The 23,018-nt window shown below is 66.7% G+C and carries 25 protein-coding genes; 9 read left to right on the top strand and 16 right to left on the bottom strand.

Translation table 11 applies throughout. The features are described 5' to 3' along the window. Positions 1-8: 8 nt before the first annotated feature. The 6 genes from RAH32_RS11370 to RAH32_RS11345 all read right to left on the bottom strand — a co-directional run bounded on the left by RAH32_RS11370 (position 9) and on the right by RAH32_RS11345 (position 6,282). Complete coding sequence (locus tag RAH32_RS11370; RefSeq protein WP_306608054.1) at positions 9-2,132, bottom strand: OmpA family protein; 2,124 nt, start codon at positions 2,130-2,132, stop codon at positions 9-11. 161 nt (positions 2,133-2,293) lie between these two features. Next, positions 2,294-3,136, bottom strand: a complete 843-nt coding sequence (locus tag RAH32_RS11365; protein WP_306608053.1) for a ferredoxin--NADP reductase — start codon at positions 3,134-3,136, stop codon at positions 2,294-2,296. Positions 3,137-3,182: 46 nt separating this feature from the next. Next, complete coding sequence (locus tag RAH32_RS11360) at positions 3,183-3,569, bottom strand: DUF934 domain-containing protein (protein ID WP_306608052.1); 387 nt, start codon at positions 3,567-3,569, stop codon at positions 3,183-3,185. After that, a complete protein-coding gene (locus tag RAH32_RS11355) occupies positions 3,566-4,297 on the bottom strand; it encodes a phosphoadenylyl-sulfate reductase (RefSeq protein ID WP_306608051.1) in 732 nt (243 codons plus the stop codon). Before RAH32_RS11355 ends, RAH32_RS11360 begins: the two co-directional genes overlap by 4 nt. After that, positions 4,290-5,948 (bottom strand): nitrite/sulfite reductase, encoded by a 1,659-nt coding sequence (locus RAH32_RS11350; RefSeq protein ID WP_306608050.1) that lies wholly within the window; start codon positions 5,946-5,948, stop codon positions 4,290-4,292. The genes RAH32_RS11355 and RAH32_RS11350 overlap by 8 nt, the downstream gene beginning before the upstream one ends. After that, positions 5,941-6,282 (bottom strand): DUF2849 domain-containing protein, encoded by a 342-nt coding sequence (locus RAH32_RS11345; RefSeq protein WP_306608049.1) that lies wholly within the window; start codon positions 6,280-6,282, stop codon positions 5,941-5,943. The genes RAH32_RS11350 and RAH32_RS11345 overlap by 8 nt, the downstream gene beginning before the upstream one ends. Before the next feature lie 100 nt (positions 6,283-6,382). Here RAH32_RS11345 and RAH32_RS11340 point away from each other — a divergent pair, with 100 nt between their 5' ends. From RAH32_RS11340 to RAH32_RS11330, 3 genes are read left to right on the top strand one after another with little or no spacing between them, the layout of a single operon-like run. Beyond that, the gene (locus tag RAH32_RS11340; protein ID WP_306608048.1) at positions 6,383-6,898 is read left to right on the top strand and encodes an Lrp/AsnC family transcriptional regulator; all 516 of its coding nucleotides are present in this window, start codon (positions 6,383-6,385) and stop codon (positions 6,896-6,898) included. A gap of 10 nt (positions 6,899-6,908) precedes the next feature. Next, entirely contained in the window at positions 6,909-7,265 is a 357-nt protein-coding gene (gene arsC, locus RAH32_RS11335; RefSeq protein WP_306608047.1) for an arsenate reductase (glutaredoxin), read from the top strand. Then, positions 7,265-8,245 (top strand): hypothetical protein, encoded by a 981-nt coding sequence (locus RAH32_RS11330; RefSeq protein ID WP_306608046.1) that lies wholly within the window; start codon positions 7,265-7,267, stop codon positions 8,243-8,245. Before arsC ends, RAH32_RS11330 begins: the two co-directional genes overlap by 1 nt. On the opposite strand, the gene RAH32_RS11325 is transcribed toward RAH32_RS11330, so the two are convergent. The 3 genes from RAH32_RS11325 to ileS are packed head-to-tail and all read right to left on the bottom strand — an operon-like array spanning position 8,242 to position 12,731. Next, complete coding sequence (locus RAH32_RS11325) at positions 8,242-8,655, bottom strand: OsmC family protein (RefSeq protein ID WP_306608045.1); 414 nt, start codon at positions 8,653-8,655, stop codon at positions 8,242-8,244. The two genes, RAH32_RS11330 and RAH32_RS11325, sit on opposite strands and share 4 nt — an antisense overlap. A 54-nt stretch (positions 8,656-8,709) precedes the next feature. Then, complete coding sequence (gene mgrA / locus RAH32_RS11320; RefSeq protein WP_306608044.1) at positions 8,710-9,753, bottom strand: L-glyceraldehyde 3-phosphate reductase; 1,044 nt, start codon at positions 9,751-9,753, stop codon at positions 8,710-8,712. Beyond that, positions 9,750-12,731: an isoleucine--tRNA ligase gene (ileS, locus tag RAH32_RS11315; protein ID WP_306608043.1), complete on the bottom strand. Its 2,982-nt coding sequence runs from the start codon at positions 12,729-12,731 to the stop codon at positions 9,750-9,752. The genes mgrA and ileS overlap by 4 nt, the downstream gene beginning before the upstream one ends. A gap of 144 nt (positions 12,732-12,875) precedes the next feature. Here ileS and RAH32_RS11310 point away from each other — a divergent pair, with 144 nt between their 5' ends. Continuing rightward, positions 12,876-13,700, top strand: coding sequence for a DUF6635 family protein (locus tag RAH32_RS11310; protein WP_306608042.1), 825 nt, complete (start codon positions 12,876-12,878; stop codon positions 13,698-13,700). Here RAH32_RS11310 and queF read toward each other — a convergent pair. After that, positions 13,697-14,158, bottom strand: a complete 462-nt coding sequence (gene queF / locus RAH32_RS11305) for a preQ(1) synthase (protein WP_306608041.1) — start codon at positions 14,156-14,158, stop codon at positions 13,697-13,699. The two genes, RAH32_RS11310 and queF, sit on opposite strands and share 4 nt — an antisense overlap. An 85-nt stretch (positions 14,159-14,243) precedes the next feature. On the opposite strand from queF, the gene RAH32_RS11300 reads away from it, so the two are divergent. Further along, positions 14,244-14,657, top strand: coding sequence for a group III truncated hemoglobin (locus tag RAH32_RS11300; protein WP_306608040.1), 414 nt, complete (start codon positions 14,244-14,246; stop codon positions 14,655-14,657). On the opposite strand, the gene RAH32_RS11295 is transcribed toward RAH32_RS11300, so the two are convergent. The 5 genes from RAH32_RS11295 to RAH32_RS11275 form a co-directional block, all read right to left on the bottom strand. Next, positions 14,654-15,286 carry a trimeric intracellular cation channel family protein gene (locus tag RAH32_RS11295; RefSeq protein ID WP_306608039.1) on the bottom strand — a complete coding sequence of 211 codons (633 nt, stop codon included), beginning with the start codon at positions 15,284-15,286 and terminating at the stop codon, positions 14,654-14,656. The genes RAH32_RS11300 and RAH32_RS11295 overlap by 4 nt on opposite strands. Then, the gene (gene rnhA, locus RAH32_RS11290) at positions 15,283-15,750 is read right to left on the bottom strand and encodes a ribonuclease HI (protein WP_306608038.1); all 468 of its coding nucleotides are present in this window, start codon (positions 15,748-15,750) and stop codon (positions 15,283-15,285) included. Before rnhA ends, RAH32_RS11295 begins: the two co-directional genes overlap by 4 nt. After that, entirely contained in the window at positions 15,743-16,348 is a 606-nt protein-coding gene (locus RAH32_RS11285; protein WP_306608037.1) for a glutathione S-transferase family protein, read from the bottom strand. The genes rnhA and RAH32_RS11285 overlap by 8 nt, the downstream gene beginning before the upstream one ends. Before the next feature lie 71 nt (positions 16,349-16,419). After that, positions 16,420-17,376 (bottom strand): 4-hydroxy-3-methylbut-2-enyl diphosphate reductase, encoded by a 957-nt coding sequence (gene ispH, locus RAH32_RS11280; RefSeq protein WP_306608203.1) that lies wholly within the window; start codon positions 17,374-17,376, stop codon positions 16,420-16,422. Between the two features lie 47 nt (positions 17,377-17,423). Further along, positions 17,424-18,857: a cobyric acid synthase gene (locus RAH32_RS11275; protein WP_306608036.1), complete on the bottom strand. Its 1,434-nt coding sequence runs from the start codon at positions 18,855-18,857 to the stop codon at positions 17,424-17,426. 72 nt (positions 18,858-18,929) lie between these two features. Here RAH32_RS11275 and secG point away from each other — a divergent pair, with 72 nt between their 5' ends. Both secG and pyrG read left to right on the top strand, forming a co-directional pair. Then, the gene (gene secG, locus RAH32_RS11270; RefSeq protein WP_306608035.1) at positions 18,930-19,493 is read left to right on the top strand and encodes a preprotein translocase subunit SecG; all 564 of its coding nucleotides are present in this window, start codon (positions 18,930-18,932) and stop codon (positions 19,491-19,493) included. Between the two features lie 164 nt (positions 19,494-19,657). After that, on the top strand, positions 19,658-21,301 hold the full coding sequence (gene pyrG, locus RAH32_RS11265) for a CTP synthase (protein WP_306608034.1): 1,644 nt from the start codon (positions 19,658-19,660) through the stop codon (positions 21,299-21,301). 40 nt (positions 21,302-21,341) lie between these two features. Here pyrG and RAH32_RS11260 read toward each other — a convergent pair whose 3' ends face one another. Then, positions 21,342-21,893: a LabA-like NYN domain-containing protein gene (locus RAH32_RS11260; protein ID WP_306608033.1), complete on the bottom strand. Its 552-nt coding sequence runs from the start codon at positions 21,891-21,893 to the stop codon at positions 21,342-21,344. A gap of 85 nt (positions 21,894-21,978) precedes the next feature. On the opposite strand from RAH32_RS11260, the gene folK reads away from it, so the two are divergent. Further along, entirely contained in the window at positions 21,979-22,578 is a 600-nt protein-coding gene (gene folK, locus RAH32_RS11255; RefSeq protein ID WP_306608032.1) for a 2-amino-4-hydroxy-6-hydroxymethyldihydropteridine diphosphokinase, read from the top strand. 72 nt (positions 22,579-22,650) lie between these two features. Further along, positions 22,651-23,004: a DNA-directed RNA polymerase subunit omega gene (gene rpoZ / locus RAH32_RS11250; RefSeq protein WP_306608031.1), complete on the top strand. Its 354-nt coding sequence runs from the start codon at positions 22,651-22,653 to the stop codon at positions 23,002-23,004. The last annotated feature ends 14 nt before the right edge of the window (positions 23,005-23,018 follow it).

Here is a 23,018-nt window from a genome sequence, read left to right as displayed (position 1 = left end):
CTTTATCGTCACTGCGCTTCCGCCGTCTGCAACAGGCCGGTGATCCGCCTGACCGCCGCGCGGCGGTTTTCGCGGACATCGCCTTCCTGTCGGACTTGCGGAAATTGTTCGCCGTAACCCTGCACGACCATGTTTTCCGGCGGTACGTCGAAATACTCGGTCAGCGCCAGGGCGACCGACTCCGCCCGGCGGTCCGACAGGGCAAGGTTGGCAGCATCCGCGCCGACCGTGTCGGTATGGCCTTCGATCAGAAACATCTCGCGCGGGTTCTGGGCGATCGCATCCTGGATGACGTTGCCCAGGGTCGAAAGCTGCCGTGCCTGATCCGGGGAAATCGCCGCCGAACCCGTGTCGAAGGTGATGGCGTCGATCGTCACCGGCGGAACCAGCGCGCGCACTTCGGGAATGGTGCGGACCTGGCCCAGGGTAAAGCGGCGGTCGATATCGACCTCGCTCTGCAAGGCTTCGCGGAGCGCGGCCTCGTCCTGGAAGGCGCCGGTGGGTGCGACTGGCGCGGGTTGGGGCAGGGTCGCGACATCCACCGGCTCAACCGGGGCGGTGTCGTCGATAAGCCGGGTCTGCGTGCCGTCGGCCGATACCAGCGTGCGCCGCAGCACCCGCAAGTCGGCGTCACGGATGGTCACGACGCGGCTGCCGTCGCTGCGGGTCACGACCGTGCGCGACGAGCCGTCGTCGAAGTTTTCCGTCGTCACGGTCGATCCGGGCTGGCGCAGCAGCGCGACCTCATCCTTGATCAGCTGCTGGCTGCCATCGGGATGGGTCACGACCACCCGGTCTGGGGCGGACAGCGCAACCTGGCGATTGTTGTTCAGATAGGTCCCCACGGCGACAGCGCCCAGGCCCAGCAGCAGCGCCTTAGCCAGGTCGTTGTCATCGTCATCATCATTCCCTTGCGCAGTCTCATTTGCTTGCGCAGCCGGCTGTTCCGCCTGCGGGGCCAAGGCTTCGCGCAAGCTGGTCGCGAAATCCTCGTCCGAGGAGCGGCTGTTTTCCTCGGTGATCTGCTGTTCGACGACCTCGCCCTGCCGATCCTCGTTCAGGGCCGCTGCGGTGGGGGCGGCGGTTTCCTGCGCAGCCTGCCGGGCTGCGTCGGTCACAGGGGCGCCGGATCCAGGAGCATTGGCCTGGGGGGCCTCTGCGGGTTGTGAGGCTGCGGCCGGAGGCTGGGCCTGACCCTCGGCTGCTGCCTGGCCTGCCGCGGCGGGCGGGGACGCCTGGTCGCGGGTCAGGGCATCGCGCAGTTCGTCTTCGTCAGGGGCATCGGCGGCGGCAGGGGCATTCTGGGCCTGGGTCCGGGCCGGGTCGTTCGCGGGGGCGGCAGGCTGTTGGCCGTCGTTCCGTTCGGCCTCCAGTGCCTCGCGCAGGGGATCGGCCTCTGCAGGGGCGGTCTGCGGGCGTTCGGCCTGTTGGTCGCGGGCGGCAGCGGCGGGGCGTTGCTGTTCCTGCTGCCGTGCCGTGTCGGCTTGTGCCGGCGGCTCCTGCTGTTGCTGCCGGGCTGCGGCGGCAGGACGTTCGGCCTGACCCTGACGGGTTGCCTCCTCCTGGTCCGCCTGACGTGCGGCGCGTTCCTGGGCGCGCTGCGGCTTGCCTTCCTGGTCGGCAGGACGCTTTTCGGCCTGTGCAGGACGTTCTTGCTGCTGTTCCCGCTGGGCAGGCTCGGGCCGTTCCTCCGGCTCGGCCGGGGCTTCGGCTGCCTGGGGTTCAGGCTGAGGCTCGGCTGCCGGTTCAGGGGCCTGCGCGGCTTCCGGGACTTCGGCAGGTGCGGGTTCGGGGACGGCCTGTTCGGCCGATTCAGGGGCCGCTTCGGCGGGTGCCTCGGCCGGTGCGGGTTCGGGTTGCGGTTCTGCCGCGGGGGCAGCGGCTTCCGGTGCAGGTTCCGGCTGTGGTTCGGCCCGGGCGGCAGGCTCTGCCGTGGGTTCCGCCTGGGCAGCCGCAGGGGGCTGTTGCGGTTCGGCGGCCGGATCGGCGGCTTGCGGCGCGGGCTGTTCCTGGACCGGCGGCACCGGCGGCTGTTCGCCACCGGCAGGCGCGCCTTGTGCCAGTGCGGCATGCGGCACCAGCAGCGACAGACAGGCGGCGATGGCGGTGGTGTTGTTGATCATGCGGCGCATGGGGACTCCTCTCCCTCGAACGGATCATCTGTTGCCGGAATAACCGGCAGGCCAAGATCCCGGTTCCAAACATGCGCGTGACCAGGGCGTGATCGGCGGAATGTCCCAACAAGAAAGGGCGCGGTCCTGCCGCGCCCTTTCCCTGTCTTGCCAGCCTTCCTTCAGACGCCGTCGCCCACGAAAGCCTTCTCGACCACGAATTCCTTCGGATCCGAATTCGCCCCTTCGCGCAGGCCAAATCCTTCCAGCACCGCCTTAACGTCGATGTTGAAGGCCAGGCTGCCGCAGACCATCGCGCGGTCGGTTTCCGGGCTGATCGGCGGCAGGCCCAGATCCGTGAACACCTTGCCCGAGGTCATGTTGTCCGTGATCCGGCCCATCCGCGGCGATTCCTCGCGCGTGGTGGTGGGGTAATAGACCAGCCGGTTGGCGAAATCCTCGCCATAGATCTCGCCCAGCAGGGGATCGTGCTTCAGGTTCTCGACCAGTTCGCGGCCATAGGCCAGTTCGTCGGCCGTGCGGCAGGTGTGCATCATCACGACCTGCTCGTAGCGTTCATAGGTTTCCGGGTCGCGCATCAGCGACGCGAAGGGCGCAATGCCGGTGCCCGTCGCCAGGAACCACAGCCGCTTGCCCGGCAGTAGCGCGTCCAGCACCAGCGTGCCCACGGGCTTCGGGCGCAGGATGATCTGATCCCCCGGCTGGATGTGCTGCAGCTTCGAGGTCAGCGGGCCGTCCGGCACCTTGATGGAATAGAATTCCAGTTCCTCGTCCCAGTTGGGGCTTGCGATGGAATAGGCGCGCAGCAGGGGCTTGCCGTTGTCGCCCAGAAGGCCGATCATCACGAATTCGCCCGACCGGAAACGCAGCGACGCGGGGCGCGTCACGCGGAACGAAAACAAACTGTCGGTCCAGTGCTTGACTGCGGTGACGGTCTGCGCGTCGGGCAGCGTCTTGGGGGTGGGCTGGGGGGCGGCGTCGGCCACGGGAATGTCCAGGGTCATGGGAAGTCCTGCGTGTTCTAGTCTATGGGGCAGCGGGGCGAAACCCCTAGCCTGCCAGCTTGGCGCGATGATCGAAGTCCCGCCAATCGGCGCGCGCGACCCATTGTTCGGCGGGCTGGCGGGCGGCGATGTCGGGGGCGACCTCGACTTCGTCAAAGCCCACGCGGCGGGCCATGGCATATTGGTCGGCGATCAGGCGCCCCGCCGCGCGCAACCGGCCGGTATAGCCCAGTTCGCGCAACCGGCGGGCCAGGGAAAAGCCGCGCCCATCGTTGAAGGCCGGAAAGTCGATGGCGATCAGGTCGCGATGCAGATGATCGGTCAGTTCCTCTAACGGCGTGTCGGGGGCCAGCACGACGCGCGCTTCCTCGGTCAGGGGATGAAAGCCGTCGTCGCGCGCGATGACGCGTTCGCTGTTCAGTCTTTCGCTCATGCCGGAACCTTTCCGCGGACGATCTTGCCGCCAATGAAGTGGATGCCGCATTCGGTCTTGTCGCTGCCCCGCCAGCGCCCCGCACGGGGATCCTCGCCCGGCTTGACGGGGGATGTGCAGGGCGCGCAGCCGATGGACGGATAGCCGCGCGCGACCAACGGATGACGCGGCAGATTGTTCTCGACCATGTATTCCTGCACATCCTCGGCCCGCCAATGGGCCAGCGGGTTGATGCGCAGGCGCGAGGGAGGCTCGGGCTCGAAGAACTCGAGCGCGGCGCGGTCGTTGTTCTGGAACCGCTTGCGGCCCGTGATCCAGGCGTCATAGCCCGAAAGCGCGCGTTCCAGCGGCACCGTCTTGCGCAGGTCGCAGCAGGTATTGGCGTCGAAGCGGTGCAGCGTGCCATCGGGATCCTGGCGGGCCACATCCGTTTCGGCAGCCCGGATCACCTGCACGTTGGTCAGGCCCAGCCTGGCCGAAACCTCGCGCTGATAGTCCAGCGTTTCGGGGAACAGCATCTGCGTGTCGATGAACAGCACCGGCAGGCCCGGCGCCGCGCGGCTGACCATGTGCAGCAGCACCACCGATTCCGCGCCGAAGGACGACACCAGCGCCACCCGCCCCAGGTCGGGGTCGGTCACGGCACGGCGCAGAACCTCGGTCGCGGCATGGTGGCGATAGCGGTCGTTCAGCCGCCCCGCCCGCATGTCGAGGTTCCCGTCAAGCATCGGCAGGCTCGGGATAGAGCGCGGCCTTGAAGGGGGCAGGACCAAGACGGCGATAGGCGTCGATGAAGCGTTCGGACGCGTCCTGCCGCACCTCCAGATAGGCGCGCAGCAGCCGGTCGATGGCGGGCACGACCTGGTCATAGGGGAAACCCGCGCCCGCGCGTTCACCGATGGCCGGGATGTCGTATCCGTCGCCGCCCAGGGTGATCTGATAGTTTTCCACCCCTGCCCGGTCCAGGCCCAGGATGCCGATATGGCCGAGGTGGTGATGCCCGCAGGCGTTGATGCAGCCCGAGATACGGATGTTCAGCTTGCCGATCTCGTCCTCAAGGCCCGCATCCTTGAAATGCGTCGCGATTTCCTGGGCGATGGGGATCGACCGGGCGGTGGCCAGCGTGCAATAGTCCATGCCCGGGCAGGCGATGATGTCGCTGGTCAGGCCCGCGTTGGCAGTGGCCAGCCCCGCCTTTTGCAACGCCGCATAGACGGCCGGCAGGTCCGACTTGTGGACATGGGGCAGCACGACGTTCTGGTCGTGGCTGATGCGCAGGTCGGCATGTCCATACTGTTCCGCCAATTCGGCCAGCAGGCGCATCTGCTCAGCGCTGGCATCGCCCGGCGTCTCGCCATGCGTCTTGAAGGTGACGATCACGCTGGCATAGCCATCCACCTTGTGGGCATGCAGGTTGGTGTCGGTCCAGCTGCGGAACGCGCCGTTCTTCGCCCTCTCTGCCTCATAGCCATCGGTCGGGCCGTTGCGGAAGGCGGGCGCGGCGAAGCGGTCGCGGAAGATCGCCAGCGCCTCGCGGTCGGCGCCGTGGAAATCGCGGCGGCGGTTCTGGAATTCCTCCTCGACCTCGGCCTTGAAGACATCCAGGCCGCGCTCGTGCACGGTGATCTTGATGCGGGCCTTGTACTTGTTGTCGCGCCGTCCCGACAGGTTGTAGGTCGAGATGATCGCCTCGATATAGGCCAGCAGGTCGCCTTCGGGCAGGAAGTCGCGGATCACCTTGCCCAGCATGGGCGTGCGGCCAAGGCCGCCGCCGACCCAGACTTCGAAGCCGGTCTGGCCGTCACGCTGGATCAGACGAAGCCCGATGTCATGGGCCGCGACCAGGGCGCGGTCGCGCGCGGCGCCAGTGATGGCGATCTTGAACTTGCGCGGCAGGAACTGGAATTCCGCATGGTCGGTGGACCAGCTGCGCAGCAGTTCCGCATAGGGGCGCGGGTCCATCCATTCGTCGGCAGCCGCGCCTGCGAAGGCGTCGGTCGTGACGTTGCGGATCGTGTTGCCGGACGTCTGGATCGCGTGCATCCCGACGGATGCAAGCTTGTCCAGCATGTCGGGGATGTCCACCAGCTTGGGCCAGTTGAACTGGATGTTCTGGCGGGTGGTCCAGTGGCCGTAGCCCTTGTCATAGGTTTCGGCCAGATGGGCCAGCATCCGCATCTGGTCGGGGCTGATCGTGCCATAGGGAATGGCGATCCGCAGCATATAGGCGTGCAGTTGCAGATAGACGCCGTTCATCAGGCGCAGGGGCCGGAATTCGTCCTCGGTCAGGCTTCCGTCCAGGCGACGTTCGACCTGGGCGCGGAACTGGGCCGCACGGTGGCGCACATAGTCGGTATCGACGGGACGGACGTCAAACATTGCTGGCCTCGGACTGCTTGGCTTGCTTCAGGGTCTGGATGCCGTGGAAATAGTTGGACGGCCCGCGCTGCCGGAAGGCCTCGCGGAAATGGGTAGGCTCGGGGCCGTTGGGACCGCGCCGCGCCTCGACCAGATAGGGGCCGACGACGATGTTCGATTGGCCCACCGCCTTCAGCAGCGCCAGATCGGCGATGGCTTCGTCCTCGAACAGGATCGCCTGCGCGGGATCGGCGGTCCAGCCGTCCTCGCACATCCATACGTTATGGCCTTCGCGCAGATCGTTTGCGGTGATGACGCCGGGTTTCGCGGCCGTCGGGACGAAGGCTTTGCTCATGATCGGACCCTTTCGGATTGGTCTGTCCAATATAGAATTTTGTTCTGGATCTTTACGATAGGGTCGGGAAAATAAGGACATTCAGCCCCTATGGTCAAACATGACGGAACAGCTTCCACAGATTTCGGGTTCGCCGAAAACCAATTTCCGCCTGGACGAGGTGGATCGCAAAATCCTGTCCCTGCTGCAAGAGGATGCAAGCCTGTCGCTGGACCAGATCGCCGATCGCGTGGGGGCGTCCAAGACCCCGGTCTGGAACCGGATCCGCAAACTGCGCGAAGCCGGCGTGATCCGCCGCCAGGTGGCGATTCTGGACCCCGAGGCGCTTGGGCTGGAAGCCTGTTTCTTCGTGCTGATCCGCACCAGCGAACATGACAAGACTTGGGCCGCGCGGTTCCTGAAAGCCCTGCGGGAACGCCCCGAGGTGATCGAGGCGCACCGGCTGGCAGGCGACATCGACTATATCCTGAAGGTGCAGGTGCGAAACGCCCGCGCCTATGACCGCTTCTACCAGTCGCTGATCGGCGAGGTGAAGATCCACAACGTCACCGCCCTTCTGTCGATGGAGGAAATCAAGGCGACCAGCGCGCTTCCCATCCCCGACAGCGCGCGCTAGGGCTGCGTCCATGGCTGACTATACCATCTGGCACAACCCGAAATGCTCGACCTCGCGCTTCGTCCTGCAAGCCTTGCAGGAGGCCGGGGTGGATGTGGAGGTGCGCGACTATCTGGCCCAGCCGCCTTCGACCAGCGAACTGCGCGATGCGCTGGATCGGCTGGCGATCGCGCCGCGCGCCCTGCTGCGGCGCAGGAACACGCCCCATGACGACCTGGGCCTGGACGATCCCGCGCTGTCCGACGATGCGCTGATCACGGCCATGGCGAAACACCCGGCGCTGATCGAACGCCCGGTGGTCTTCGGGCCGAAGGACGCGCGGCTGTGCCGCCCCAAGGAAACCGTCTTCGACTTGCTGGCGGGCTGATGGCCGCGCCGAACCTGCTGATCGTGGCCCAGGCCGGGCGGCTGGAATTCGAGGCGATTATCTTCGCCGCCAGCCTGCGCCATTCGGCACCCGATTTCGCGGGCCGCCTGATCGTGGCCGAGCCGCGTCCTGATGGCGCCTGGGCGGGGCACGACACGCTGATGGGCGATGACACGCGCGGCGTTCTCGAAAGCCTGGGTGCCCAGATCCTGCCCTTCACCGCCCGCCATTTCGGCGCGGCCTACCCTTACGGCAACAAGATCGAGGCGCTATCAGTCCTGCCCCCGGACCAGCCCTTCGCCTTTTTCGACACCGACACGCTGATTGTGGGGCCGCTGGACCAGGTGCCTTTCGACCGCCCCCCTGCCGCGTCCATGCGGCGCGAGGGGACCTGGCCCGAACCGCCGCTTTACGGACCCGGCTATGGAGCCATCTGGAAATCGCTCTACGACCGTTTCGGCCTGGATTTCGCCTCCTCGCTGGACCTGTTGCGGCCTGACGAGCATTGGGAACGATACCTGTATTTCAACGCGGGCTGGTTCTTCGGTCCCGATCCGGCCGTCTTTGGCCAACGCTTCCTGGACTGGGCCTTGTCGGTGCAAGGCGACCCACCCGAGGAACTGGCCTGCCAGAGCCTCGATCCCTGGCTGGACCAGGTGATTCTGCCCTTGGTGATCCACAGCCTGGACGGCGGGCGTCCCGGCCCCGCGCTGGCGGGCCTTGATGGCGCCGTCACCTGCCATTACCGCAAGCTGCCGCTGCTCTATGCGCGCGAACCCGACGCGGTTCTGGAGGTGCTGGAGGCTGCAGCCGCGCCCAATCGCATCAAGCGGCGGCTGAAGGACTGGGAGCCGGCGAAGAAGCTAATCTACCAGGGCAAGGGCCGCGACAAGGTGCGCCCGCTGTTCGCGGGCGGGCTGCCGCCAAGGGAAAAGCCGATCCGGCAGGCGCTGAAGAAGAACGGCTGGTGGTGGGACTAGCCACCCTGCCCCACCGACACCGCAACAGGTATGCCGCGCGGCAGCGAACAGCCGACCATCGAGCTGTCCCTGGCCTCGTCGATCAGGGATTGCGGGTCGGAACCGTCCTCCATGGTGCATTGCACCACCATCTCGGCCCCTGTGGCGATCAGCGGATCGCCCTCCATCGCCAGATGCACCTTCACCGCGACCGAGGCGATCGCCACCCCGCGCCGGTGCGCAATGTAGCGCAGGTCGTTGCAGAAACAGCCGCCGATGGCCAGCGCCAGCAGTTGCGCGCCGTTGAAGCCAAGGCCCATGCCGCCCGCCTTGCCTTCGGGCCGGTCGGCGATGATGCAATGGCTGCCGGCCCAGCCCAGGGCGGCCTCGGTCCCCGGCAGGTTCATCAGGCTGACGCTGACCACGGGCATGGCGATCCCCTTGCTGTCCAAGGCCAGCCTAGCATGATCGGGACGCGCTGTCTGTCACCGCTCGCCCGCGTCCTCGGTCGAGCCGCGCCAGATGTTCACATCGCCGCCTGCCGACAACTCGTCGATGCGCGCCAGTTCCTCGGCGGTGAAGTCCAGCCGGTCCAATGCGCCCACGCAATCTGCGACCTGAGACGCGCGCGATGCACCGATCAGCGCACTGGTCACGCGGCTGTCGCGCAGCGTCCAGGCCACCGCCATTTGCGCCAGCGTCTGTCCGCGTTCCGCCGCCAAGTCGTTCAGACCGTTCAGCCGTTGGATCAGGTCATCGGTCAGCCAGTCCGGCGCCAGCGACTTGCCCTGCGCCGCCCGGCTGTCGGCGGGAATGCCCTTGAGGTATTTGCCGGTCAACATCCCTTGCGCCAGCGGCGTGAAGACGATGCTGCCCATGCCTTCGTGTTCCAGCGTGTCCAGCAGCCCGTCCCGCTCGATCCAGCGATTCAGCATGTTGTAGGAGGGCTGGTGGATCAGGCAGGGCGTGCCCAGGTCGCGCAGGATTTCCGCCGCCTCTCGGGTCCGCGCGCTGTTGTAGCTGCTGATGCCGACATACAGGGCCCGGCCCGACCGCACGATGTGGTCCAGCGCGCCCATGGTTTCCTCCAAGGGCGTGTCCGGGTCGAAGCGGTGCGAATAGAAGATATCGACATAGTCGAGGCCCATCCGCTTCAAGGATTGATCGCACGAGGCAATCAGGTATTTGCGGCTGCCGAATTCGCCATAGGGGCCGGGCCACATGCGCCAGCCCGCCTTGCTGCTGATGACCAGTTCGTCCCGGTGGCCCGCGAAATCGCTGCGCAGGATCTCTCCAAAGGCTTCCTCGGCGCTGCCGGGGGGCGGGCCATAGTTGTTGGCCAGGTCGAAATGCGTGATCCCCAGGTCGAACGCGGTTCGGCAGATGTCGCGCTTGGTATCGTGGGGCGTGTCATGGCCGAAATTGTGCCACAGGCCCAGGCTGATCGCCGGCAGCATCATCCCTGACTGGCCGCAGCGGCGGTATTGCATCCGATCGTAACGGGTGTCGGCGGGCCGGTAATCAGTCATGACAGAACCTCATCGCAGCGAGCGCAGACGCCCGGATGCCTGTGCGTGCCCACGTCCGGCAGGATCTTCCAGCAGCGCTGGCATTTCTCGCCCTCGGCAATCTCGAAGACCACGCCGATGCCGGGGGTTTCGGCCATGCGGAAGGCCTCGGCCGGGGCCGGATCGGCGGTCAGCGACAGGTCCGAGGTGATGCAGACATCCGCGAAGGCCACCGATTTCAGCGCAGCCAGCATCTCGCGGTCCTCGACATGGATGACCGGCGCAGCTTCCAGGCTGGCGCCGATGGTCTTGTCGGTCCGCTTCACCTCCAGCGCGGCGGTGACCACGCGGCGGGCGCGGCGGACATGGTCCCACTTGACCGCCAGCGGTTCGTTCAGCCAGTCGGCAGGCGTCACCGGGAAGTCTTGCAGATGCACGCTGTCCTCGTAAGACGGGAAGCGCGACAGCCACACGTCCTCGGTCGTAAACGGCAGGATCGGGGCCAGCCAGGTGACAAGGCGGTGGAACAGGATGTCCAGCACCGTCCGCGCGGCCCGGCGGCGCGGGTCGGTGGGGGCATCGCAGTAAAGCGAATCCTTGCGGATGTCGAAATAGAAGGCCGACAGATCGACCGTGCAGAACTGGAACAGCGTCTGGAACACGCCCTGGAAATCGAACTGGTCATAGCCCTTGCGCACCGCGTGATCCAGCTGCGCGAGCCGGTGCAGGATCCACTGTTCCAGTTCGGGCATCTGCGCCGGTTCGACCTTCTCGGCATCCGTGAACCCATCCAGCGCCCCCAGCAGGAAGCGCAGCGTGTTGCGCAGCCGGCGATAGCTGTCGGCGGTCCCTTTCAGGATTTCCGGCCCGATCCTCTGGTCGGCGGTATAATCCGCCTGCGCCACCCACAGGCGCAGGATATCGGCGCCGTATTGCTCGATCACCTTGGCGGGGACGATGGTGTTGCCCAGGGACTTGGACATCTTCATGCCCTTCTCGTCGAGCGTGAAGCCATGCGTGACCACGTTGCGATAGGGCGCGCGGCCCTTGGTCGCGCAGCCCTGCAACAGCGAGGACTGGAACCAGCCGCGATGCTGGTCGGTGCCTTCCAGGTACACGTCGGCGATCCCGTCGGGCGCCCCATCCGCCCGGTCGCGCAGCACGAAAGCATGGGTCGAGCCGGAATCGAACCACACGTCCAGCACGTCCATGACCTGATCGTAATCGTCGGGGTTCACGATGCCGTCCAGCACCTGCGCCTTGAAGCCGTCGCGATACCAGACATCGGCGCCCTCGGCCTCAAACGCGGCAATGATGCGGTCGTTGACCCGCTGGTCGCGCAGCAGGAAGTCGTCGTCGGTGGGCTTGGCGCCGCGCCGCACGAAGCAGGTCAGCGGCACGCCCCAGGCCCTCTGGCGCGACAGCACCCAGTCGGGGCGGTTTTCCACCATCGAATGGATCCGGTTCCGCCCGGTCTGCGGCCACCATTTCACCAGCTTGTCGATGCTGTTCAGCGCCCGCGTGCGGATCGTGTCGCCATGCGCGCCCATGCCGTCAGCCAGCGGCTTGTCGATGGCCGCAAACCATTGCGGCGTGTTGCGATAGATCAGCGGCGCCTTGGACCGCCAGCTGTGCGGATAGGAGTGCTTGATCTTCCCCTTGGCCAGCAGCGCGCCCGCATAGGCCAGCTGCTTGATGACGCTGACATTGGCCGGGCCGTCCTTGCCATCCGCGTCGATGATCGCCTGGCCCCCGAACAGCGGCAGGTCGGTGCGGTAGCTGCCGTCGGGTTCGACGTTGTAGGTCATCGGCAGCTTGAAGCGCAGGCCAAGCTGATAGTCGTCGTCGCCGTGGCTGGGCGCGGTGTGGACGAAGCCCGTGCCGGCATCGTCGGTGACGTGATCGCCGGGGAGGAGGGGCACGTCATAGTCCCATTCGCCATTGGCGCCTTCGATGCCACGGAACGGATGCGCAAGGGTCACGCCTGCAAGTTCGTCAGCCGGCACGTCGCGCAGGCGGGCAAACTCCTCGACCTTCGCGGCTTTCATGACGCTTTCCGCCAGGGCATCGGCCAGCACCAGCTTCTCGCCCGGCTGCGCCGTCGCATTCTCGGCCACGGTCCCGACCTCGTAAAGGCCATAGGCAATCGCCGGGTTATAGGCCACGGCACGGTTCTGCGGGATGGTCCAAGGCGTCGTGGTCCAGATCACCACGCTAGTACGGGCTTCAAGACCATATGGCACGCCACCAATTTTTGCCTCTCCAGAGTGGAGTGGAGCAATCTCAACATCGGTCGCTTGAACACCGAAAGTCACTCCAAACCGCACCCAGATCGTATGGCTGGTGTGGTCTTTGTATTCCACCTCGGCCTCGGCCAAGGCGGTCTTTTCCACCGGCGACCACATCACGGGCTTGGACCCCTGATACAGCGCGCCGTTCATCACCAGCTTCATGAACTCGGCCGCGATCACGGCCTCGGCGTGGAAATCCATCGTCAGATAGGGATCGTCCCACTTGCCGGTGATGCCAAGGCGCTTGAATTCCTGCCGCTGGATGTCGATCCATTCATCGGCAAAGCGGCGGCACTCCTGGCGGAACTCGACCACGTCCACGGCGTCCTTGTCGCGGCCCTCCGCCCGGTATTTCTCCTCGATCTTCCATTCGATCGGCAACCCGTGGCAATCCCAGCCGGGAACATATCGCGCATCGCGGCCCATCATCTGGTGGCTGCGCACGATGATGTCCTTGATGGTCTTGTTCAGCGCGTGACCGATATGCAGGTGGCCATTCGCATAGGGAGGCCCGTCATGCAGGATGAAGGGCGCACGGCCTTCAGCCCGTTCGCGCAGGCGGTCATAGATGCCGATGCGGTCCCAGCGGGCCAGCCATTCGGGCTCGCGCTGCGGCAGGCCGGCGCGCATCGGAAACTCGGTCTGCGGCAGGAAAACGGTGTCGCGGTAGTCGGGGGCATCGGTCGTAGCGGGGGTATCGGCGGCCATCGGGGCATCCTTCGAGGGCATGAGAGGCGGTCGGGGGTTCGGACAAGCGGCGACCCGGCGGCGCGAAACCTCACGCCACCGGGTTGCTAATTCGGGGTCCGAACGCCAGAAATTCCATGCCGCCCTCTATAGAAAGCCGCCCGCGTGCCCGCAACCCTGACCGACGATGCCCTGGCCCGGCGCCGCGCCGCCGTGTCGCGCTTTGTCCGCGACCGATACGGGCCGCGCGGCACGCTGCGTCTGCACCGCGCCGCGCTTGGGTGGGACCTGCTGCGCGCGCCGGTCAACGTGATGCTGTCGCCGGTCTTTCTTCTGACGCGGCTGGTGGGTTGGGCGCTGCCCCGGCTGGGCCTGCGCCGCGCGGGCGCCTGGCTTTCGGCGCGCCGGGTCTTCCTGCCCTCGGACATGGGCCGGGTGATCCAGACCGACCTGGAGGCCCTGGTGGCCGACCTGGACGCGCAGGGCATCGGCCCCACTGCCCCGCTTGCCCTCACCCGCCAGGCCGCCGCCGCCATGGCCGAGACCCGCAACGCCGTGTCCGAGATCACGACCTCGGTCATCGTTCTGGTCTCGGGCTGGCTGCTGTTCAACCGCGCCACACCCGGCGTGATCTCGCTGGCCGGGCCGCTGGCCGAGATGCGCGCGCATTCGACCGCCGTCAGCGACTTCCTGCTGGGCGACTGGCTGGGCCGCGCCTGGTACTGGGCCTTCCCGGTCGAGCTGTCCCCGTGGGAGGTGATCCTGACCGGGGTGGCGCTTGCGGTGATCGGATCGCTGGTCACGACCTTCGCAGGACTGGTGGCCGATCCGGTGCAGGTCGTGACCGGCACCCATCGCCGCCGCATCCTGCGCCTGCTGGACCGGCTGGACCGCGCCCAGCCAGGGCCGGGCCTGGAACGCGAACATCTGCTGGCACGGGCGGGCGATCTGTCGGACGCCGCGATGATGATCTGGCGGAACCTGCGCTAGCCGCGTCCGCGATAGCCCGCGACACCCTGGTCGGGCAGCCACAACCCCGCAGGCGCCGCCCCGGTCTGCCAGAACACGTCGATGGGCATGCCCCCGCGCGGATACCAGTAACCGCCGATCCGCAGCCATTGGGGCGCGATGGTGTCAACTAGCCGCTTGCCGATGCCCACCGTGCAATCCTCGTGGAAGGCGCCGTGGTTGCGGAAGCTGCCGAGGTAAAGCTTCAGCGACTTCGATTCGACCAGCCAGTCGCCGGGAACATAGTCGATCACCAGATGCGCGAAATCCGGCTGGCCCGTGATCGGGCACAGGCTGGTGAACTCCGGCTGGGTGAAGCGCACGACATAGATCTCGCCCGCCTGCGGGTTCGGCACCCGTTCAAGAACGGCTTCCTCGGGACTTGCAGGCAGGTCAGTCTTGGCGCCAAGCTGGATCAGCGCATCGGTGTAATGGGTCATGGGATCTCCTTGGCGGCGGATGGCGATAGCAGCCGCCGCCCGATGCGTCAAACCGCGCCTTGCGAAACACCGGCAGGAAGGCCACATGGTGCCTGCCATGATCCCGCCCCGCTTCGATGTCACCGCAGACCAGATCGACCAGGTCGTCGCCGTCTTCTACCGTGCCGTCCGGCGGCACGAGGTGCTGGGCCCGGTCTTTGCCAACCACATCAACGACTGGCCCGCGCACGAGGCGAAGATCGCCGCCTTCTGGCGCAACGCGATCCTTTACGAACGCAGCTATGACGGCAGCCCAATGCGCGCCCACATGCAGGCGGGCGACGTGCGGGCCGACCACTTCCCGATCTGGCTGGCGCTCTTCGACGAAACCCTGCGCCGCACCCTGTCCCCGGATGCCGCCCGCGCCTGGTCGGCCCTGGCGCATCGGATCGGCCAGGGCCTGCGCATGGGGGTCGAGGACATCCGCCCCACCCATGACGGCCCGCCGATCCTGCGCTAACGTCGCGGCGGCCGCGCCCGATAGGTAGGCAGGCTCCACCCCAGAAGCAGGCTGCCCGCGCGCAGGGCAATCACCACCAACCCGCAGAAGATCAGCGCCATCGGCCGGGGCATCCCCACCCCGATCAGCGTCACGGCCACCACCGCGCCGCCAAAGGCCGCGGTGACATACAGCTCGCCCTGCTTCAGCACCATGGGCAGTTCGTTGCCCACCACGTCGCGGATCAGCCCGCCGAAAGTGCCGGTCACGACTCCCATGGCGACCACGACGACCGGACTGACACCCGCCTGCAGCGCAATCCCCGCCCCCGCAGGCACGGCCACTGCCAAGGCAAGCGCGTCCAGCCAGACGATCAGGCGATAGCGGCTTTCGAACAGATGCGCGGTAAAGAACACCAGCACCGCCGCGCCCGAGGTCAGCAGGATCAGCTCTGGCTGGCCCACCCAGAAGACCACGTCGCGGTTCAGGATCAGGTCGCGCACCGTGCCCCCGCCGATGCCAGTCAGGGTGGCGAAGAAGATGAAGCCCACCAGATCCAGTTGCGCCCGGCTGGCCACAAGCGCGCCGGTCAGCGCAAAGACCAGCACCGCCGCATAATCCAGCAGCGGAACCAGCAGGCCGGGCGTCACCCCGCGACCTTCGCGGGCTTGAAGGGCGCCATGCCGCCCCGCGCCAGTTCGTCTGCGCGTTCGTTTTCGGGATGGCCCGCATGGCCCTTGATCCAGGCCCAGGTGACGGTGTGGCGGCGCTGCGCCTCGTCCAGGCGCTGCCACAGTTCGGCGTTCTTGACGGGCTTGCGGTCGGCGGTCTTCCAGCCGTTGCGCTTCCAGCCGTGGATCCACTGGGTCACGCCGTTCTTCACATAGGCGCTGTCGGTGGTGATGGTGATCGCCGACGGCCGCGCCAGCACCTCGAGCGCGGAAATCGCGGCCATCAGCTCCATCCGGTTGTTGGTGGTCAGCGCCTCGCCGCCCGCCAACTCGCGTTCCTTGACAACCGTACCGCCATCCATGGCGCGCATCAGAACACCCCAACCCCCGGGGCCGGGATTGCCGCTGCAGGCGCCGTCGGTCCAGGCGAATAGTTCAGCCATCCAGCCCCACATATCCCGGAAGCGCCGCAACGCGGGCCAGCCAAGCGTTGACGGCGGGAAAGCGCGCCATCTCGAACCCGCCCCGCCCGCCTGCCGTATGGGTATAGGCGTAAAGGCAGATATCGGCCAAGGTCGCGCCCTCGCCCACCAGCCATTCGCGACCCGTCAGCCGATCCTCCATGACCTGCAACAGGGCATGGCCGCTGTCCAGCAGCGCGGCCAGCCGGTCAGGCGTCGCCTGCGCACGCCGATGCGGATAGGTCAGCAAGGCGGCCCGGACGGCGATCACGCCCTCATGCTGGTTCTGTTCCCAGAACATCCATGACAGCATCTCGGCCCGCGCGAAAGGATCGGCCGGCACGAAGCCCGTTCCTTCCCCCAGCCAGCACAGGATCGCGTTCGATTCCGGCAGCAGCCTCCCGTCATCCAGTTCCAGCACCGGGGCCTTGCCAAAGGGCAGCCGCCCCGAGGCCTTGGCCCCCTCCAGCGCCTCGGTCATGTATTCCACATCGACCACGCCCACCGAACGCCCCAGCAGCGCCAGCAGCAGCCGCACCTTGTAGCTGTTGCCCGACGAAGGCATGGAATAAAGCCGCATCCCTGGCATCTCTTGTGTCCAAATATCCTCGGGGGGTCCGGGGGGCGAAGCGCCCCCGGCGCATGCGTGCCTCAGGCGGTTTCCCGCAGGACCTTCGGCACCTTGAATTCCACATTCTCCTGCGCGGTCTCGACGATCTCGACCGTCACGTCATAGCGGGCGCGGAAGGCGTCGATCACCTCGTTCACCAGCACCTCGGGCGCGCTTGCGCCTGCGGTGACGCCCACGGCGGTCGCCCCATCGATGGCGCGCCAGTCGATCTGGTCGGCGCGCATCACAAGCTGCGAATAGGCGCAGCCAGCAGCCCGCCCGACCTCGACCAGGCGCTTGGAGTTCGAGGAATTCGGCGCCCCGATCACCAGAAGCGCGTCGATCTTGTGCGCAATCGCCTTGACCGCCGCCTGACGATTGGTGGTGGCATAGCAGATGTCTTCCTTGGCCGGGCCCGCGATGGCCGGAAACCGCGCCTGCAAGGCCGCCACGATTTCCGCCGTGTCATCGACCGACAAGGTGGTCTGGGTGATGAAGGCCAGCCGGTCAGGATCGCGGGGGGCAATGATCGCCACATCCTCGACCGTCTCGACCAGGATCACCTCGCCCTCGGGCAACTGGCCCATCGTGCCCAGCACCTCGGGGTGGCCGGCATGGCCGATCATCACCATCTGCAGCCCCTCGGCGTGATGGCGCGCGGCCTCGTTATGGACCTTGGTGACCAGCGGACAGGTCGCGTCCACATGGATCAGGTTGCGCCGCCGCGCCTCGGCGGGCACCGCCTTGGGCACGCCATGGGCGGAAAAGACCACCGGGCGATCGTCGGGAACGTCGTCCAGTTCCTCGACAAAGACCGCGCCCTGGTCGCGCAGCCCGTCCACCACGAACTTGTTGTGGACGATCTCGTGACGGACATAGACGGGGGCGCCCCATTTCTGCAGCGCCAGTTCCACGATCTTGATCGCACGGTCCACGCCCGCGCAAAAGCCGCGCGGCGCGGCAAGATACAGCATCAGGGGGGGCTTCGCGTGTTCCATGCCCCCGAGGTAGCGCGCCCGGACCGCTTCGTCCAGCGGCAAGCCCGTCACAAACCGGCCAGTGTCAGCAGTCCCGCCACGTCCAGATGCGCCTCGAGGTGGCCCGCCAGGTCATCCAGCACCTGATCCACCCCCGCCTCGTATCCGGGCCGCGACGGTGCGCCGAACTGCGCCAGCCAGGCGGCGCGGAAGCCGTCGTCGGAAAACAGCCCGTGCAGATAGGTGCCCGCGATCCGGCCGTCGCGGCTGATCGCGCCGTCGGGGCCGGACAGGTGGGCAAAGGGCCGCGCACAGTCAGGCCCGGTGGTGCGGCCCATGTGGATCTCGTAGCCAGTGACCCTCTGCCCAAGCGCCGTGCCCGTCACGCGCTCCAGCCGTTTTTTGGGCGCCATCACCGTTTCCACGTCCAGCAGGCCAAGGCCCGCGACCTCTCCGGCCAGTCCGTCGCTGCCTAGGGGATCGCGGACCACCCGGCCAAGCATCTGGAAACCGCCGCAGAGGCCCAGCACATGCCCGCCCCGCCGGACATGGGCGGCAAGGTCGATGTCCCAGCCCTGCGCCCGCAGGAAGGCCAGATCGCCAAGGGTGGATTTCGTGCCGGGGATCACCACCACGTCGGCATCGCCGGGTATCGCCCGGCCGGGACCCAGCATGGTCAGCCGCAGCCCCGGTTCCGCCGCCAGCGGGTCCAGGTCGTCGAAATTGGCGATCCGCGACAGGCACAGGCAGACCACATGCAGCCCCTGCCCTTGTGACGCCCGCAGATCCACCGCATCCTCGGACGGCAGGCGGTGCGCGCTGGCGAACCAGGGCAGGACGCCAAGGCCGGACCAGCCGGTCGCCTGCTCGATCATCTGGTAGCCGTCGTCGAACAGCCGCAAATCGCCGCGGAACTTGTTGACCAGGAAACCGCGGATCATCGCGGCGTCTGCCGGATCGATCACCGCCTTCGTGCCCACGATCTGCGCGATCACCCCGCCCCGGTCGATATCGCCTGCCAGCACTACCGGCACGCCCGCCGCACGGGCAAAGCCCATGTTGGCGATGTCGCGGGGGCGCAGGTTCACCTCGGCCGGGCTGCCCGCCCCTTCGACGATCACAAGGTCATGGGCGGCGGACAGCCGGGCGAAGCTGTCCATCACGCCCGCCAGCAACCGGGGACGCAGCGTTGCATAATCACGCGCCTCGGCGCGCGCGATGGCGCGGCCCTGCAGGATCACCTGCGCGCCGGTATCCGTTTCGGGCTTCAGCAGCACCGGGTTCATGTCGGCCAGCGGTTCGATTCCGCAGGCCCGCGCCTGCAAGGCCTGCGCCCGGCCGATTTCTCCGCCGTCGGCGGTGACGGCTGCGTTGTTCGACATGTTCTGCGGCTTGAAGGGCGCGACCGACAGGCCCCGGTTGCGCGCGGCGCGACACAGGCCCGCCACCAGCAGGGACTTTCCGACATTTGATCCGGTGCCCTGGATCATCAGCGCGGGCATGGGTTTACTCTGCTTGCCAACATCTGCCCGGATGACTAGATAGGCGCGTCCGAAAGCGAAAGGCCGAAAGCCGTGGAAAACGTCGTCCTGACCATCCATCTGATCCTTGCCGTGCTGCTCACCGGCGTGGTGCTGCTGCAACGATCCGAGGGTGGCGGGCTTGGCATGGGCGGCGGCGGTGGCGGCGTGATGACCGGCCGGCAGGCCGCGAACGCCCTGACCCGGCTGACCTGGATCTTCGGCATCGCGCTGTTCGTGACCTCGATCGCGCTGACCATCATTGCCGCGCGGCAGGTGTCCAACAGCTCGATCATGGATCAGTTGGGCGTGCCCGCCGGCCGCCAGGAATCGACGCTGCCGGCGGCGCCGGCCTATGTTCCGCCGCCTTCGACCGGCACCGCGGGCGATCCGCTGACCCCGCCCGCGCCTGATGCGCCCGCGGCAGGCACCGCCGCACCCGAGGCAGCGGCACCCGCTGTCGAACCCGTGGCCCCGCCTGCCGCGGAACCCGCGACCCCGGCACCCGCACAGCCTGCAGCGACCCAGCCTGCCGAACCGCAGGCCACCGCCCCGGCTCAGCCCGAGGCCCCTGCCGCAGCGGCGCCCGCCGCCCCGGCCGAAGCCCCGGCAAACTAAGTCATACCACAACTAGGGGCGGGACTTCTTGCCCCCACATCAACTTGCGGTTCCTTGCGACCACGGGGCGAATCGGCTATATCTCGGGTCCCGTGATGCAGGTCGCAGGACCCGCAACCATTTTGAACTTGCGAAATCACGCTTTCAGGAATCACGGGGGCCTCATGGCGCGTTACATCTTCATCACCGGCGGCGTCGTGTCCTCGCTCGGCAAGGGCCTGGCTTCGGCGGCACTGGGCGCGCTGCTGCAGGCCCGTGGCTTCACGGTGCGCCTGCGCAAGCTGGACCCCTATCTGAACGTCGATCCCGGCACCATGTCGCCCTTTGAACATGGCGAGGTCTTCGTGACCGATGACGGCGCGGAAACCGACCTGGATCTGGGCCATTACGAACGATTTACCGGCGTGGCCGCGCGGCGCACCGACAGCGTGTCGTCGGGCCGCATCTATTCCAACGTGCTGGAAAAGGAACGCCGGGGCGAATACCTGGGCAAGACGATCCAGGTGATCCCCCACGTCACGAATGAGATCAAGGACTTCCTGGCCGTCGGCGACACGGAGGTCGATTTCATGCTGTGCGAGATCGGCGGCACCGTCGGCGACATCGAGGGCCTGCCCTTCTTCGAGGCAATCCGCCAGTTCATCCACGAACGCCCACGCGGCCAGTGCATCCTGATGCACCTGACGCTGCTGCCTTATCTGGCGGCCAGCGGCGAACTGAAGACCAAGCCCACCCAGCATTCCGTCAAGGAACTGCAATCCATCGGCCTGGCCCCCGACGTGCTGGTCTGCCGGTCCGAACACCCGATCCCGGAAAAGGAACGCGCCAAGATCGCGCTGTTCTGCAACGTGCGCCCCGACGCCGTGATCCCCGCCTATGACCTGAAGACCATCTACGAGGCGCCGCTGGCCTATCACCGCGCGGGCCTGGACCGCGCCGTGCTGGATGCGTTCCAGATCAGCCCCGCCCCGCGTCCCGACCTGTCCAAGTGGGAAGACGTGATGGACCGGCTGGAGAATGCCGAAGGCCAGGTGAACATCGCCGTGGTGGGCAAATACACCCAGCTGGAAGACGCCTACAAATCCATCGCCGAGGCGCTGACCCATGGCGGCATGGCCAACCGGGTGCGCGTCAAGGCCGACTGGGTGGACAGCGAGAAGCTGGAAGGCGAAGGCGCGCATCTGCTGGACGGCTATCACGGCATCATCGTGCCCGGCGGCTTTGGCGAGCGCGGCACCGAGGGGATGCTGGCCGCCGCGAAATACGCGCGGGAAAAGAAGGTGCCCTATCTGGGCATCTGCCTGGGGATGCAGATGGCCGTGATCGAGGCCGCGCGCAACCTGGCCGGGATGCCCGACGCCGGATCCGAGGAGTTCGACCACGAGGCGGGCAAGACGCGCTTCACGCCGGTTGTCTATCACCTCAAGGAATGGGTGCAGGGCAATTACACCGTGCAGCGCAAGGTGACGGACGACAAGGGCGGCACCATGCGGCTTGGCGCCTATACTGCCGTGCTGACGCCCGACTCGAAGATCAGCGAAGTTTATGGCGGCGCGACCGAAATCGAGGACCGCCACCGCCACCGCTACGAGGTGGACGCGACCTATCGCGAGGCGCTGGAACAGGCGGGCCTGTGCTTTTCAGGCATGTCGCCCGATGGCAAGCTGCCCGAGGTGATCGAATATCCCGACCACCCGTGGTTCATCGGCGTCCAGTCCCACCCGGAACTGAAATCGAAGCCTTTCGAGCCCGCCCCGCTGTTTGCGGGCTTTGTGCGGGCAGCGATGGAAGAAGGGCGATTGGTCTGAGCCGCGGGAACCCGGTCCTATCGGGGGCCGGGCGGAACGCTCAGCTTTCGCCCGCCTGCTGATCCCGCGGGGGCCGGCCCACGATGTCGCGCAGCGCGTCCAGTTCGATGAAGTTGTCGGCCTGCCTGCGCAGGTCGTCGGCGATCATCGGCGGTTGGCTGCGGATGGTGGACACCACGGACACGCGCACCCCCTGGCGCTGCAAGGCCTCGATCAGCGGCTTGAAGTCGCCGTCACCGGAAAACAGCACCGCATGGTCCAGCCGGGGGGCAAGCTGCATGGCGTCGATGGTCAGTTCGATGTCCATGTTGCCCTTGACCTTCCGGCGGCCCATCGTGTCGGTATATTCCTTGGCCGGCTTCGTCACCACGCAATAGCCGTTGTAATGCAGCCAATCCACCAGCGGGCGGATGGGGGAATAATCCTCGCCCTCCATCAGGGCGGTATAGTAGTAGGCGCGCATCAGCTTGCCGCGACGATCAAATTCCTGCCGCAACAGCTTGTAGTCGATGTCGAAGCCCAAAGCCTTCGCCGAGGCGTAAAGGTTGGCTCCGTCGATGAAGATCGCCAGGCGATCGTCCTTGTAAAACATTCCTGTTGCCTTCAATGAGACTGCTCGTTCCAGGGCGGGACGCCGATGGCCCGGCCGCAAGACTTCATAGAACGAACAGGGGCCTATGGAAAACTTGTCTTTCGGTATCGTTGCCCTGGGTGCCAACCTGCCGTCCGCCGCAGGCGCCGTGACCCAAAGCCTCTGCGATGCCATGGCGATTCTGCATGCCGAACCAAACATTTCAATAGCGGCCGTCAGCCGCATCTGGCGGACGCCCGCGGTTCCTGCGGGGTCTGGACCCGATTACGCCAATGCCGTGGCCGCCATCCGCACGGAACTGGATGCAGCCGCCCTTCTGGACCGCCTGCACGGGATCGAGGCACGGTTCGGACGCGACCGCAGCACGGGCCGCTGGTCGGCGCGGGTGCTTGATCTGGACCTGATCGCCCTGGACGGACTGATCCTGCCCGATCCGGAAACGGTGCGGCACTGGATGGACCTTGGCGCCGCCGATCAGCGGACCTTGGCGCCCGACAGGTTGATCCTGCCCCATCCCCGAATGCAGGACCGCGGCTTCGTCCTGGCGCCCTTGGCGGAAATCGCACCCGGCTGGCGCCACCCCTTGACGGGGCAAGACGTGTCGCAGATGCTGGCGGCGCTTGGACCCGATGCCCTGTCGGGGATGACACCGCTGCCACCGGGCGGCGGGTTGGCGTGTTCTTGACATTTCCAGCCACGACGTTCAGAACCTCGGTTTCCGCCCAGGATATCTGATTCGCAACTGCACAGGTGAGACATGGCCCGCGTAACGGTTGAAGACTGCGTTGACAAAGTCCCGAACCGCTTTGATCTGGTGATGCTTGCCTCGCATCGCGCGCGCGAAATCGCCGCCGGCAGCCCGGCCACGGTGGACCGCGACAACGACAAGAACCCGGTCGTCGCCCTGCGTGAGATCGCCGAGGAAACGCAGCCTGTCGACGACCTGCGCGAACGCATGATCGAATCCACCCAGACCCAGATCGAGGTGGATGAGCCGGAGGAGGACGCGATGGCCCTGCTGCTGGGGGCCGAGGTGGATCGTCCCAAGCCCGCCGACGAGGAATCCGAGGAACGGATGCTGCGCATGATGCTGGAAGCGAACCAGCGTTAACGGCCACGAAACAG

The organism is Paracoccus yibinensis (genome assembly GCF_030846195.1).
Taxonomy (GTDB): Bacteria; Pseudomonadota; Alphaproteobacteria; order Rhodobacterales; family Rhodobacteraceae; genus Paracoccus; species Paracoccus yibinensis.
The sequence above is the reverse complement of the archived record's forward strand: the minus strand, read 5'-3'. Positions and strand labels throughout refer to the sequence as shown.